General features: G+C 62.7%; 10 protein-coding genes. 8 read left to right on the forward strand and 2 right to left on the reverse strand.

Annotation, left to right across the window (positions count from 1 at the left end):
- Positions 1–59 precede the first annotated feature (59 nt).
- Together C4J86_RS11145 and C4J86_RS11150 are read left to right on the forward strand one after the other, a co-directional pair.
- Complete coding sequence (locus C4J86_RS11145) at positions 60–1,151, forward strand: NADH:flavin oxidoreductase/NADH oxidase (RefSeq protein WP_124370414.1); 1,092 nt, start codon at positions 60–62, stop codon at positions 1,149–1,151.
- 285 nt (positions 1,152–1,436) lie between these two features.
- On the forward strand, positions 1,437–3,563 hold the full coding sequence (locus C4J86_RS11150) for a TonB-dependent siderophore receptor (RefSeq protein WP_124370415.1): 2,127 nt from the start codon (positions 1,437–1,439) through the stop codon (positions 3,561–3,563).
- A gap of 134 nt (positions 3,564–3,697) precedes the next feature.
- Here the strand turns inward: C4J86_RS11150 and C4J86_RS11155 are convergent, their stop codons facing one another.
- Both C4J86_RS11155 and C4J86_RS11160 read right to left on the reverse strand, forming a co-directional pair.
- On the reverse strand, positions 3,698–4,420 hold the full coding sequence (locus tag C4J86_RS11155; protein WP_124362468.1) for a FadR/GntR family transcriptional regulator: 723 nt from the start codon (positions 4,418–4,420) through the stop codon (positions 3,698–3,700).
- 48 nt (positions 4,421–4,468) lie between these two features.
- Positions 4,469–6,205: an IlvD/Edd family dehydratase gene (locus tag C4J86_RS11160; RefSeq protein ID WP_124370416.1), complete on the reverse strand. Its 1,737-nt coding sequence runs from the start codon at positions 6,203–6,205 to the stop codon at positions 4,469–4,471.
- A 192-nt stretch (positions 6,206–6,397) separates the two neighbouring features.
- Here C4J86_RS11160 and C4J86_RS11165 point away from each other — a divergent pair, with 192 nt between their 5' ends.
- The 6 genes from C4J86_RS11165 to araG are packed head-to-tail and all read left to right on the forward strand — an operon-like array spanning position 6,398 to position 13,745.
- The gene (locus C4J86_RS11165) at positions 6,398–7,720 is read left to right on the forward strand and encodes an MFS transporter (protein ID WP_124362470.1); all 1,323 of its coding nucleotides are present in this window, start codon (positions 6,398–6,400) and stop codon (positions 7,718–7,720) included.
- Positions 7,721–7,735: 15 nt separating this feature from the next.
- Positions 7,736–8,725, forward strand: a complete 990-nt coding sequence (araD1, locus tag C4J86_RS11170) for an AraD1 family protein (protein ID WP_124370417.1) — start codon at positions 7,736–7,738, stop codon at positions 8,723–8,725.
- An 11-nt stretch (positions 8,726–8,736) separates the two neighbouring features.
- On the forward strand, positions 8,737–10,317 hold the full coding sequence (locus tag C4J86_RS11175; RefSeq protein WP_124370418.1) for an aldehyde dehydrogenase (NADP(+)): 1,581 nt from the start codon (positions 8,737–8,739) through the stop codon (positions 10,315–10,317).
- A 16-nt stretch (positions 10,318–10,333) separates the two neighbouring features.
- Positions 10,334–11,197: an SMP-30/gluconolactonase/LRE family protein gene (locus tag C4J86_RS11180; protein WP_124370419.1), complete on the forward strand. Its 864-nt coding sequence runs from the start codon at positions 10,334–10,336 to the stop codon at positions 11,195–11,197.
- 44 nt (positions 11,198–11,241) lie between these two features.
- The gene (locus C4J86_RS11185) at positions 11,242–12,246 is read left to right on the forward strand and encodes a substrate-binding domain-containing protein (protein WP_124366720.1); all 1,005 of its coding nucleotides are present in this window, start codon (positions 11,242–11,244) and stop codon (positions 12,244–12,246) included.
- The gene (araG, locus tag C4J86_RS11190) at positions 12,243–13,745 is read left to right on the forward strand and encodes an L-arabinose ABC transporter ATP-binding protein AraG (protein ID WP_124370420.1); all 1,503 of its coding nucleotides are present in this window, start codon (positions 12,243–12,245) and stop codon (positions 13,743–13,745) included. Before C4J86_RS11185 ends, araG begins: the two co-directional genes overlap by 4 nt.
- Position 13,746 lies beyond the last annotated feature (1 nt).

A 13,746-nucleotide genomic window follows, 5' to 3' on the forward strand; every position in this document is an offset into this window, starting at 1 on the left:
ATACCATAGTTCGATTACCATCGAACTATCGAATCACGCACGCTTATCCGGAGTATCTGATGTCCGCTTTGTTCGAACCGTTCAAACTCAAAGACGTTACCTTGCGCAATCGCATTGCCATCCCTCCGATGTGCCAATACATGGCCGACGACGGCATGGTCAATGACTGGCACCACGTGCACCTGGCCGGCATGGCCCGTGGCGGTGCCGGCCTGCTGGTGGTCGAGGCCACTGCCGTCGCGCCGGAGGGGCGTATCACCCCGGGCTGCGCCGGTATCTGGAGCGATGCCCATGCCGAGGCGTTCGTGCCGATGGTCAAGGCGATCAAGGCCGCAGGTTCCGTACCCGGTATCCAGATTGCCCACGCCGGTCGCAAAGCCAGCGCCAACCGTCCATGGGAAGGCGACGACCACATCCCGGCCTCCGATGCCCGCAGCTGGGAAACCATCGCCCCGTCGGCCATTGCGTTCGGCGCGAACCTGCCCAACGTACCGCGTGCCATGACCCTGGACGACATCGCCCGCGTCCAGCAAGACTTCGTCGACGCCGCCCGTCGTGCCCGTGACGCCGGTTTTGAATGGATCGAGCTGCACTTCGCCCATGGTTACCTGGGCCAGAGCTTTTTCTCCGAACACTCCAACCAGCGTACCGACGCCTACGGTGGCAGCTTCGACAACCGCAGCCGCTTCCTCCTGGAAACCCTGGCCGCCGTGCGTGAAGTCTGGCCGGAAAACCTGCCGCTCACCGCCCGCTTCGGCGTGATCGAGTACGACGGCCGTGATGAGCAGACCCTCACCGAGTCCATCGAACTGGCCCGCCGGTTCAAGGCCGGTGGCCTGGACCTGCTCAGCGTCAGCGTCGGGTTCACCATTCCCGACACCAACATTCCGTGGGGCCCGGCGTTCATGGGCCCGATTGCCGAACGTGTGCGCCGTGAAGCCGGTATTCCGGTGACGTCGGCGTGGGGCTTTGGTACCCCGCAACTGGCCGAAAGCGCGCTGCAGGCCGGGCATCTTGACCTGGTCTCCGTGGGCCGCGCGCACCTGGCTGATCCGCATTGGGCGTACTTTGCGGCCAAGGAACTGGGCGTGGACAAGTCGTCCTGGACCTTGCCGGCGCCTTATGCGCATTGGTTGGAACGTTATCGCTGAGTTAGCGACTGCGTAGCGACTTGGTAAAACTGTGGGAGGGGGCTTGCTCCCGATGGCGGTGGGTCAGTACCAGATTGTCTGGTTGATCCACCGCCATCGGGGGCAAGCCCCCTCCCACATTTGGTTTTCAGACATCAGGAATACCGAGTCACTGGATACAGAGGCGATACGCGAAAAATAACAAATGAGAATGGATGTCAAACGCGAATGCGTTGATATATGATGCGCGGCGAATTCTTGGCAGGTTTGCCGCCCCATCTGGCTCATTCACTAGGTTCAACATCCATGCGTCGTACCCTGATTTCCATCTGTGTGCTTCAGGCGTTTTCCCCTTTTACCTGGGCAGAAGAAGCCCCGACTGAAAAAGCCGGTATCGAGCTGCAAGCAACCAATGTGACCGCCACGGCGGATTTCGAGTCAGCCCAGGGCCCGGTGCAGGGCTACCACGCCACGCGATCAGCCAGTGCGACGCGCACCGACACCTCGATTCATGAAACCCCGCAGTCCATCAGCGTGGTGTCCAGGGATGTGGTCGAAGACATCGGCGCAACGCGCCTGCAGGATGCCCTTGATTATGCCGGTGGGGTCGGCCGCGCCAACAACTTCGGTGGCCAGGGCCTGACCACCTTCACCGTGCGTGGCTTTACCACCGGTGAGTTCTACCGCAACGGTTTCCCGATCAATCGCGGTTACCCGAACATGCCGGATGCCAATACCATCGAGCGCCTCGAGGTGTTGCGCGGCCCGGCGACCATGCTCTACGGCCGTGGCGACCCCGGTGGCACGTTCAACGTGGTGTCCAAGCAGCCGCTGGCCGAACGCAGCGTCACCTTGGGCAGCCAAGTCAATGACCAAGGCATGAAGCGCGGCACCCTGGATGCCTCCGGCCCGCTGGACGAAGCAGGCCGCCTGGCCTATCGCCTGAACGTGGTGGGCGAGGGCGGCGACACCTTCCGCGATCACGTCGAGACCGAACGCTACGGCGTGACGCCGGTGCTCACCTGGCAGGCCAGCGATGACACCAAGGTGATTTTCGAAGGCGACTTCATGCGCAACAATGCCCCATTGGACCGTGGCCTGACGCGCTACCCGAATCAGCGCGGCACGCCGTCGCGCGAGACGTTCTGGGGCGACAAGGACGTAGGCAAGCTGCATAACGACAACGACATGGCGCAGTTGCGTTTCGAGCATGCGCTCAATGACAACTGGACGTTGGGCGGCGGTTTCCAGTGGTTGGATGGGACATTGAAGGGCAACGCAATCGAGGCTAACGGCCTGGGTGCCGATGGCCGCACCCTGCAACGCAACTTCAACTACCGCAAGCTGGAATGGACCGACAAGGACTATCAGCTCAACCTGACCGGGCATTTCTCCACCGGCGGTTTCGAGCACACCTTGCTGACCGGCATTGAGTACGAAGACTACGACTATAAGTCGATCATCCAGCGCTCCAGCGCCGCCTCGGGCACGTACCCGATCGATATTTTCAACCCGGTCTACGGCCAGGCGCGCCCGCCGCTGACGCGCACGCCGACGCATGACAAGGAAAACCTCAAGACCTACGCGGCCTTCGTGCAGGACCAGGTGGCCCTGACCGAGCGCTTGAAAGTCCTGGCCGGTGCACGTTTCGAAAGGTTTGAACATGACTACGAAAGTTATGTGCCCGGCGTGAACCCCTTCCAGAGCGCAGAAAACGCCGTCACCCCACGTGTGGGTGTGATCTACGACCTCACCGATACCGTCGCGGTGTATGCCGACGCCGCGCGTTCGTTCAAGCCGAACACCGGTGCGGCACGCGAAGGCGGCGGCTTCGCGCCGGAGAAAGGCAAGTCCTATGAGATGGGGATCAAGTGGGAAGCCTTGGACCGCCAACTGAGCGTTGACGCTTCGATCTATCAGATCGACAAGAAAAACGTACTGACCACCGACCCGGTAATCAACACGTTCAGCGTCGCCGCAGGTGAAGTGCGCAGCCGAGGCTTTGACCTTAACGTCGCGGGCAACCTCACGCCTGAGTGGCGCATGATCGGCGGCTATGCCTACGTGGATGCCGAAGTCACCAAGGACAACAGCATCCGCTCCGGCACGCGCTTGTTGAACATCCCGCGCAACAGCTTCAGCCTGCTCAACGTCTATGAGTTCCAGGACGGCGCCCTCAAGGGCCTGGGCCTCGGTGTGGGCGGCAAATACGTCGACCAGCGCGCCGGGCAGACCGCCAATACCGCCTTCTCGATGGACGCCTACACCGTGGTCGACCTGCTGGGCTATTACAAGGTCAACGAACAGGTACGCCTGAACCTGGACGTGAAAAACCTGTTCAACCGCGAGTATGAAGAAGGTGCGTTCGGCAACGTATATGCCTACCCCGGCGCACCGCGCACGGTGCAGGTCGGAATCTCCTACACCCTCTGACGCCGTACACAGTTCCAAATGTGGGAGGGGGCTTGCTCCCGATAGCGGTGTATCAGTCAAAAATATTGAGACTGACACACTGCAATCGGGGGCAAGCCCCCTCCCACATTTGATCCCATTTATCCCTTGAGAGGCTACAACGGCGTCAACACATTCATCACCGTATCCAACGCCACCCGCGTGTCATCCAACTGCACCAACGATGCATGCCGCGCGCCCAGTGCGTCGCGGTTTTTGATCGCGGTGAGGATCGCCTTGTGCCGGGGCAGGCTCAGGCCCTGGATATCCGGGCGGCGGTTGGTGATGTTGATCGACTCGCGCAACGGCAAAGAGAGCATGTTGCACATATAGGCGAGCAGATCGTTGCGGGTGGCGTCGGCAATGGCGCGGTGGAAGTCCAGGTCGGCCTGCAACAGGTCTTCGTGGGTTTTCGCGGTTTCCATGCCCACATAGGCCTTTTCGATGGTGGCGATGTCTTCATCGGTGGCGGTGGTCGCGGCCATGGCGGCGATTTCCGGTTCGAGGATGCGCCGCACCCCGGCCAGGGTGTTGAAAAACTCGCTGTGGGGCGTGGACTGCATCAACCAGGACAGCACGTCCGGGTCGAGCAGGTGCCACTTCAAGCGCGGCCGCACCACAGCGCCCACCCGAGGCTTGGAATACACCAGGCCCTTGGCGCTGAGCACCCGTGTCGCCTCGCGCAACACCGAACGGCTGACCTTGTATTCCTCGCACAGCGTGGCTTCCATGGGCAGTCTTTCTTCCGGCTTGAAGCGCCCGGAAACGATGTGCATGCCCAAGTCCTGAACGATCTGGGCATGCATGCTCTTGCGCGGCTTGGGCGGCTGGTGATCCATAACGACGGGCAGGCTCTGGCTTAAATTCGCCGCATCATAGCATCCCAATTAGTGGGAATGCCGTGGGACTTCGGCGCCACGGCAGCCCACCAGGAAGTCGAAGTCGCAACCCTGGTCGGCCTGCAGCACATGGTCGATGTACAGCTGGCGATAGCCGCCGACGATGAGCTTCTCGGGCGGCACCAGGTCGGCCATGCGCGACGCCAATTCGGCGTCGGGAATGTCCAGGTGCAAGCGCCCATTGGCGCAGTCGAGTTCGATCCAGTCACCTTCCTGCACGGCCGCCAACGGCCCGCCCGCTGCGGCTTCCGGCGCCACATGCAGCACCACCGTGCCATACGCGGTACCGCTCATGCGCGCATCGGAAATCCGCACCATGTCGGTCACGCCCTGGGCCAGCAATTTGGCCGGCAGGCCCATGTTGCCGACTTCGGCCATGCCTGGGTAACCCTTGGGCCCGCAGTTTTTCATGACCAGGATCGAGTTGGCGTCCACGTCCAGCTCGGGGTCATTGATGCGCGCCTTGTACATGTCGAAGTTTTCGAACACCACTGCGCGGCCACGGTGTTGCATCAGCTCGGCGCTGGCGGCAGACGGTTTGAGCACCGCACCCAGCGGCGCCAGGTTGCCGCGCAATACGCAGATGCCGCCGTCGGCGCGGATCGGGTTGTCGAGGGTGCGGATCACTTCGTCCTGGCCGTAGATCGGTGAGTCCTTGGTGTTCTCGCCCAACGTTTTGCCGTTGACGGTCAAGGCATTCGGGTGCGGGATCAGGTTGGCTTCGCCCAGGCGGCGCAATACGGCAGGCAGGCCGCCGGCATAGTAGAACTCTTCCATAAGGAAGCGCCCCGAGGGTTGCAGGTCGACGATAGTCGGCATGCCACGCCCGATGCGGGTCCAGTCGTCCAGGTCCAGCTCGACGCCGATGCGCCCGGCGATGGCTTTCAAGTGGATCACCGCATTGGTCGAACCGCCGATGGCCGCGTTCACCCGGATCGCGTTTTCGAAGGCTTCCTTGGTGAGGATCTTTGACAGTTTCAAGTCTTCGCGCACCATCTCTACCGCTCGCATGCCCGACATGTGCGCCAGCACATAACGCCGCGCATCCACTGCCGGAATCGCCGCGTTGTGGGGCAGGGAGGTGCCCAATGCCTCGGCCATGCAGGCCATGGTCGACGCGGTGCCCATGGTGTTGCAGGTTCCCGCCGAACGCGACATGCCGCCTTCGGCCGCGAGGAAATCATCCAGGGTAATGGTGCCGGCCTTGACCTGTTCGCTGAGCTGCCACACCACCGTGCCCGAGCCGATGTCCTGGCCCTTGTGCTTGCCGTTGAGCATCGGCCCGCCGGTGACGACGATGGCCGGCACATCACAACTGGCGGCGCCCATCAGCAGGGCCGGGGTGGTTTTGTCGCAGCCGGTGAGCAGCACCACGCCATCGATCGGGTTACCGCGAATCGCTTCTTCCACGTCCATGCTCGCCAGGTTGCGCGTCAGCATAGCGGTAGGGCGCAGGTTGGATTCGCCGTTGGAGAACACCGGAAATTCCACCGGGAAGCCACCGGCTTCGATCACACCGCGTTTGACGTGCTCGGCGATCTGGCGAAAGTGCGCGTTGCACGGGGTCAGCTCCGACCAAGTGTTGCAGATGCCGATGATCGGCTTGCCATGGAACTGATGGTCGGCAATGCCCTGGTTCTTCATCCAGCTGCGGTACATGAAGCCGTTCTTGTCGGCAGTACCGAACCACTGGGCGGAGCGTAGGCCGGGCTTTTTATCAGACATGATCGATTCTCTTATTGTATGACTATATGTTCTGAGCGTGGTTAAACATAAGCGCAAAATCGAAGCTTTGGAAGAGTTGTTTTGCAAATAGTCCTACTATATAGTCTTTCTCAACTGAGGTATGACCCTGGCGGATTTTCGCGAGAGGCGTCCCCCGAGCTTCTATAAAAACAACAATCGGAGATCGACCCCATGAGCCAGGAACTGCGGCTTATTCGGCGCATCACGCTGAAACTGATTCCCTTCCTGATCCTGCTGTACCTGATTGCCTACGTGGACCGCTCCGCCGTGGGCTTCGCCAAGCTGCACATGGGCGCCGACGTCGGCATCGGCGATGCGGCCTATGGCCTGGGCGCGGGGTTGTTCTTCATTGGCTACTTCCTGTTCGAGATTCCCAGCAACCTGATGCTCGACCGTTTTGGCGCGCGGCGCTGGTTCGCGCGCATCATGATCACCTGGGGCACCATCACCATCGGCATGGCTTTCGTACAAGGGCCGCACAGCTTCTATGTGATGCGCTTTCTGCTCGGCGCGGCCGAGGCCGGATTCTTTCCGGGCGTGCTGTACTACATCACCCAATGGTTCCCGGTGCGCCATCGCGGCAAGATCCTCGGGCTGTTCATCCTCTCCCAACCAATCGCGATGATGATCACCGGGCCCGTGTCCGGCGGCTTGCTGGGCATGGACGGCACCCTGGGCCTGCACGGCTGGCAGTGGCTGTTCATCGTGATCGGCACCCCGGCGATCCTGCTCACCTGGCCGGTGCTGCGCTACCTGCCGGACGGCCCTAAACAAGTCAAGTGGATGAGCGAGGAAGAAAAGGCCTGGCTCACCGGTGAGCTCAACAAAGACCTGCAAGCTTACGGCCAGACCCGCCACGGCAACCCGCTGCATGCGCTCAAGGACAAGCGCGTGTTGCTGCTGGCGCTGTTCTACCTGCCGGTGACCTTGAGCATCTACGGCCTGGGCCTGTGGCTGCCGACCTTGATCAAGCAATTTGGCGGCAGTGACCTCACCACCGGCTTCATCTCCGCCGTGCCTTACATCTTCGGCATCATCGGCCTGCTGATCATCCCGCGCAGTTCCGACCGTTTGAATGACCGTTACGGCCACCTCGCCGTGCTCTATGTACTGGGCGCCATCGGCCTGTTCTTCAGCGCCTGGCTCAGTGTGCCGGTGCTGCAGATGGCGGCGCTGTGCCTGGCGGCGTTCGCGATGTTTTCCTGCACGGCGGTGTTCTGGACCTTGCCGGGGCGCTTCTTCGCCGGTGCCAGTGCGGCGGCCGGTATCGCGTTGATCAATTCGGTGGGCAACCTCGGTGGCTACATCGGCCCGTTCGTGATCGGTGCGCTCAAGGAATACACCGGCAACCTGGCGTCGGGCTTGTACTTTCTATCCGGTGTGATGCTGTTCGGGCTGGTGCTGACCCTGGTGGTCTACCGCCTGCTGGAACGCAAGCATGTGCTGCCCGCCGACCAATTCGCCGCCAGTGCCCGTGGCGCCACACGTACTTAATTCAGGAGAAATGGCATGCGTTTAGTTCAGTTCGAGTTGCCCAACGGCGAACGCCGCGTCGGCGTAGTGGAAGGCACACAGCTGCGCGAAGTTCAGGCGGCGCGCAGCGTGCGTGAATTGGCCCTGGCCGCCATCGAAGCCGGTGTCGGCCTGGAGCAACAGGTGAACAGCCTTGGCCTGGGCGACAGCCACGACTACGCCGCGCTGCTGGCCGAACTCAAGGTGCTGCCGCCACTGGACCACCCGGACCCGGCCCATATGCTGATCAGCGGCACCGGCCTGACCCACCTGGGCAGCGCCTCGGCGCGAGACAAAATGCACCAGGCCGGCGACGACACCGCCCTGACCGACACCATGCGCATCTTCAAATGGGGCGTTGAAGGCGGCAAGCCAGCCGCCGGGCAGGCGGGCGTGCAACCGGAGTGGTTCTATAAAGGCGACGGCAGCACCGTCGTGCGCCCCGGCGCCGCGTTCCCGGTACCGCCGTTTGCCGAAGACGCCGGCGAAGAGCCGGAAATCGGTGGCCTCTACGTGATCGGCCCGGACAGCAAGCCCTACCGTGTGGGATTTGCGGTGGGTAACGAATTCTCCGACCATGTGATGGAACGCAAGAACTACCTGTACCTGGCCCATTCCAAACTGCGCAGTTGCAGCTACGGGCCGGAATTGCGCGTGGGCGAGTTGCCCCAGCACCTGGCAGGCACCAGTCGCATCCTGCGTAACGGCGAAGAAATCTGGCGGAACGAATTCCTCAGCGGCGAGGCCAATATGTGCCACAGCCTGGAAAACCTCGAATACCACCACTTCAAATACCGCCAGTTCCTCAAGCCCGGCGATGTGCACATCCACTTCTTCGGCACCGCCACGCTGTCATTTGCCGACGGTATACGTACCCAGCAAGGCGATGTGTTCGAGATTACCCAGGCTGAATTCGGCGCGCCGCTGGTCAACCGTGTCGGCAGCAGTGATGCGGCATTCGAACCCGGCAACGTCATTACCCTTTAAAGGAGAGCCCCATGCCCCAGTTCCTCGGTCACAACTACATCGGCGGCCAGCGCAGTGCCAACGGCAGCACCCAGTTGCAGAGCGTCGACGCCACCACCGGCGAAGCCTTGCCCCAGGCGTTCTACCAGGCCACCCCGCAGGAGGTGGATGCCGCCGCCAAAGCGGCCGCCGCCGCGTACCCGGCTTACCGCGCCTTGAGCGCGTCGCGCCGTGCGCAATTTCTTGATGCGATTGCCGACGAGCTGGACGCATTGGGCGATGATTTCGTCGAATTGGTCTGCCGCGAAACCGCCTTGCCGGCGGCGCGCATCAAAGGCGAACGTGGGCGTACCAGCGGCCAGATGCGCCTGTTCGCCACGGTGTTGCGTCGCGGTGATTTTTACGGCGCGCGCATCGACAAAGCGCTGCCGGATCGCCAGCCATTGCCGCGTCCGGACCTGCGCCAATACCGCATCGGCCTGGGCCCGGTCGCGGTGTTCGGCGCCAGTAACTTCCCCCTGGCATTTTCCACCGCCGGCGGTGATACCGCCGCTGCGCTGGCAGCCGGTTGCCCGGTGGTATTCAAGGCCCACAGCGGGCATATGGCGACGGCCGAGCAGGTGGCCGATGCGATCATTCGCGCCGCCCAAGCCACCGAAATGCCGGCGGGCGTGTTCAACATGATCTTCGGCGGCGGCGTTGGCGAAGCGCTGGTCAAGCACCCGGCGATCCAGGCCGTCGGCTTTACCGGCTCGCTCAAGGGCGGCCGTGCCCTGTGCGATATGGCGGCGGCGCGCCCGCAGCCGATCCCGGTGTTTGCCGAGATGTCGAGCATCAACCCGGTCATCGTGCTGCCGCAGGCGCTTCAAGCCCGCGCCGACAGCGTCGCCCGCGACCTGACCGCCTCGGTGGTGCAAGGCTGCGGCCAGTTCTGCACCAACCCGGGCCTGGTGATCGGCATTGCGTCCCCAGCGTTCACCGCGTTCACGCAACAGGTCGCGAAGCTGATCGGCGAGCAACCAGCGCAAACCATGCTTAACGCGGGCACCTTGGGCAGCTACGGCAAGGGCCTGGAAAAGCTCCTGTCTCACCCCGGTATCGAGCACCTGGCGGGCAACGCACAATCGGGCAACCAGGCCCAGCCGCAGTTGTTCAAGGCCGATGTGCGCCTGTTGATCGACGGCGATGAAGTGCTGCAGGAAGAAGTGTTCGGCCCGACCACGGTGTTCGTCGAAGTCGCCGACCAGGCCCAGCTCAGCGCCGCCTTGCAGGGCCTGCACGGGCAGTTGACCGCCACCATCATTGGCGAACCGGCCGACCTGCAACAGTTCGCCGAGCTGACGCCGCTGCTGGAGCAGAAAGTCGGGCGCATTTTGCTCAACGGTTACCCCACCGGTGTGGAAGTCTGCGATTCGATGGTGCACGGCGGGCCGTACCCGGCCACTTCCGATGCCCGTGGCACCTCGGTCGGCACCTTGGCCATCGATCGGTTCCTGCGCCCGGTGTGCTTCCAGAACTACCCTGATAGCCTGCTGCCCGACGCGCTGAAAAACGCCAACCCGTTGCGGATCCAGCGGCTGGTGGATGGCGCGCCATCTCGAGAATCCTTGTAAGTCACCCGGAGGCTTCATGTCGTTGAGCGCAGTCACCCCGCACCGTGCCCGGTTGGGCGAAGGGCCGTTCTGGGATGCTCCGTCCCAGGCCCTGTATTGGGTGGATATCGCCGCCCGCCAGGCCCTGCGCCTGATGGGCGGGCAGTTGCGAGTCTGGCAATTACCCGAACATGTCTCGGCGTTCATCCCCTGCGAGAGCGGGGATGCGCTGGTGACCCTGAGCAGCGGTGTGTACCGCCTGGACTTGAATACCGAAGCCCTGACTTTGTTGTGCGTGGCCGACCCGCAACCGGGTAACCGCGGCAACGAAGCCCGCTGCGATGCCCAGGGCCGACTGTGGCTGGGCACCATGCAGAACAACATCGGCGCCCACGGCGAAGACCTGCCCATCACGCGACGCTCCGGCGGGCTGTTTCGTATCGACGCCGATGCGACGGTTACGCCGCTGCTGAGCGGGCTGGGCATTCCCAACACACTGCTATGGAGCGACGACGGCGGCCATGTGCATTTCGGCGACAGCCTGGATGGCACGCTGTACCGGCATGCCATCCAACCCGACGGCCAACTCGACGCCGCCCGGACCTGGTTCGCTGCCCACGAACGCGGCGGGCCGGACGGCTCGGCCATGGACAGTGAGGGCCACATCTGGAATGCGCGCTGGGACGGCAGTTGCCTGCTGCGCCTGACGCCTGAAGGGCAGGTGGACCGCATCGTCGAACTGCCCGTCAGCCGCCCCACCAGTTGCGTGTTTGGTGGGCCTGATCTGACCACCCTGTATATCACCAGCGCCGCCAGCCCCTTGGATCACCCATTGGACGGTGCGGTACTGAGCCTGCAATTGGAGGTGCCAGGCAAGCCCTGTCACCGCTTCGCCGGATAAACCGAAAAACGAATATTCAAAAACAACAACAAGGAGTCACCCGTATGAATCGTCGTCGTGGTTTGCGTTCCCTGTGCTGCGCCGCTGTGGCGGTCTCGGCCATGAGCTTGAGCGGCCTGCTGCTGGCTGCTGAAGAAGTGAAGATCGGCTTTCTGGTCAAGCAGGCCGAAGAGCCTTGGTTCCAGACCGAATGGGCCTTCGCCGAAAAAGCCGGCAAGGAGCACGGTTTTACTGTGATCAAGATCGCCGTGCCCGACGGTGAAAAAACCCTTTCGGCCATCGACAGCCTGGCCGCCAACGGCGCCAAGGGTTTCGTGATCTGCCCGCCGGATGTGTCCCTGGGCCCGGCGATTGTCGCCAAGGCCAAGGCCAACGGCCTGAAAGTGATCGCGGTGGATGACCGTTTCGTCGATGCCAAGGGCAACTTCATGGAGGACGTGCCGTACCTGGGCATGGCTGCCTTCGAAGTGGGCCAGAAGCAGGGCGCCGCGATGGCCGCTGAAGCGAAAAAACGCGGTTGGGACTGGAAGGACACCTATGCGGTGATCAACACTTTCAACGAACTCGACACCGGCAAGAAACGCACCGACGGCTCGATCAAATCCCTGGAAGAAGCCGGCATTCCCAAGGACCATATCCTGACCGCCGCGCTGAAGACCCTCGACGTCCCAGGCAGCATGGACGCCACCAACTCGGCGCTGGTCAAGCTGCCCAGTGGCGCGAAAAACCTGATCATCGGCGGCATGAACGACAACACCGTGCTGGGCGGCGTACGTGCTACCGAAAGCGCCGGCTTCGCGGCGGCTAATGTGATCGGCATCGGCATCAATGGCACCGACGCCATCGGCGAATTGAAGAAAGCCAACAGCGGCTTCTTCGGCTCGATGCTGCCCAGCCCGCATATCGAGGGCTACAACACCGCGCTGATGATGTACGAGTGGGTCACCAAAGGCACTGAACCGCCGAAGTACACCGCCATGGACGAAGTGACCCTGATCACTCGCGAGAACTTCCAGGCGGAACTGACCAAGATCGGGCTGTGGAAATGACCGCTGCGGCCCTGCGTTTTGACGGTATCGGCAAAACCTTCCCTGGGGTCAAGGCGCTCGACGGCATCAGCTTCACCGCCCACCCAGGGCAAGTGCACGCGCTGATGGGCGAGAACGGTGCGGGTAAGTCGACGCTGCTGAAGATCCTCGGCGGCGCCTATATTCCCAGCACCGGCACGGTGCAGATCGGCGAGCAGGTCATGGCCTTCAAATGCGCCGCCGACAGCATTGCCAGCGGCGTCGCGGTGATCCACCAGGAATTGCACCTGGTGCCGGAAATGACTGTGGCGGAGAATTTGTTCCTCGGGCATTTGCCGTCGCGTTTTGGTGTGGTCAACCGCAGCCTGCTGCGTCAGCAGGCGCTGGCGTGTCTCAAGGGCCTGGCCGATGAAATCGACCCCCAGGAAAAGCTCGGGCGCCTGTCCCTGGGCCAGCGCCAACTGGTGGAAATCGCCAAGGCGCTGTCCCGTGGCGCCCATGTGATCGCCTTCGATGAACCGACCAGCAGCCTCTCGGCGCGGGAGATCGATCGCTTGATGGCGATCATCACGCGCCTGCGCGATGAGGGCAAAGTGGTGTTGTACGTGTCCCACCGCATGGAGGAGGTGTTCCGTATCTGCAACGCGGTGACGGTGTTCAAGGACGGCCGCTTCGTGCGCACCTTCGATGACATGAGCGCGCTGAACCACGACCAGTTGGTGACCTGCATGGTCGGCCGCGATATCCAGGACATCTACGACTATCGCCCGCGCGAGCACGGCGAAGTTGCCCTGAAGGTCAACGGCCTGCTCGGCCCCGGCTTGCGCGAACCGATCGGTTTTGAGGTGCGCAAAGGCGAAATCCTCGGCCTGTTCGGGCTGGTGGGGGCAGGGCGCACGGAACTGTTCCGACTGCTCAGCGGCCTGGAGCGTGCCAGTGCCGGCAGCCTGGAGTTGTGCGGTGAGCCGCTGCAATTGCGCTCACCGCGCGATGCCATCGCCGCCGGGGTGCTGCTGTGCCCGGAAGACCGCAAGAAGGAAGGCATCATTCCGCTGTCCAGCGTCGCCGAAAACATCAACATCAGTGCTCGTGGCGCGCATTCTGCGTTCGGCTGGCTGTTGCGCGATGGCTGGGAGAAGGGCAACGCCGAGCACCAGATCAAGGCGATGAGGGTCAAGACCCCGAACGCGGCGCAGAAGATCATGTACCTGTCCGGTGGCAACCAACAGAAAGCCATCCTCGGCCGCTGGCTGTCGATGCCGATGAAGGTGCTGCTGCTGGACGAACCGACCCGTGGCATCGATATCGGCGCCAAGGCCGAGATCTACCAGATCATCCATAACCTCGCGGCGCAGGGCATTGCGGTGATCGTGGTGTCCAGCGACCTGATGGAAGTAATGGGCATTTCCGACCGCATCCTGGTGCTGTGCGAAGGCGCCCTGCGCGGTGAACAACTGCGCGCACACGCGACTGAATCCAACCTGCTGCAGCTGGCCTTGCCGCGCGGCCTGGCGAACTGAG

This window comes from Pseudomonas sp. R2-7-07 (assembly GCF_003852355.1).
In the GTDB taxonomy this organism is placed as follows: Bacteria; Pseudomonadota; Gammaproteobacteria; order Pseudomonadales; family Pseudomonadaceae; genus Aquipseudomonas.

What these genes read in the sequence shown, in the direction of transcription:
- C4J86_RS11145 (WP_124370414.1), top strand. Translation starts at nt 60, where the DNA reads ATGTCCGCTTTGTTCGAACCGTTCAAACTCAAAGACGTTACCTTGCGC.
- C4J86_RS11150 (WP_124370415.1), top strand. Translation starts at nt 1,437, where the DNA reads ATGCGTCGTACCCTGATTTCCATCTGTGTGCTTCAGGCGTTTTCCCCT.
- C4J86_RS11155 (WP_124362468.1), bottom strand. Translation starts at nt 4,420, where the DNA reads ATGGATCACCAGCCGCCCAAGCCGCGCAAGAGCATGCATGCCCAGATC.
- C4J86_RS11160 (WP_124370416.1), bottom strand. Translation starts at nt 6,205, where the DNA reads ATGTCTGATAAAAAGCCCGGCCTACGCTCCGCCCAGTGGTTCGGTACT.
- C4J86_RS11165 (WP_124362470.1), top strand. Translation starts at nt 6,398, where the DNA reads ATGAGCCAGGAACTGCGGCTTATTCGGCGCATCACGCTGAAACTGATT.
- araD1 (WP_124370417.1), top strand. Translation starts at nt 7,736, where the DNA reads ATGCGTTTAGTTCAGTTCGAGTTGCCCAACGGCGAACGCCGCGTCGGC.
- C4J86_RS11175 (WP_124370418.1), top strand. Translation starts at nt 8,737, where the DNA reads ATGCCCCAGTTCCTCGGTCACAACTACATCGGCGGCCAGCGCAGTGCC.
- C4J86_RS11180 (WP_124370419.1), top strand. Translation starts at nt 10,334, where the DNA reads ATGTCGTTGAGCGCAGTCACCCCGCACCGTGCCCGGTTGGGCGAAGGG.
- C4J86_RS11185 (WP_124366720.1), top strand. Translation starts at nt 11,242, where the DNA reads ATGAATCGTCGTCGTGGTTTGCGTTCCCTGTGCTGCGCCGCTGTGGCG.
- araG (WP_124370420.1), top strand. Translation starts at nt 12,243, where the DNA reads ATGACCGCTGCGGCCCTGCGTTTTGACGGTATCGGCAAAACCTTCCCT.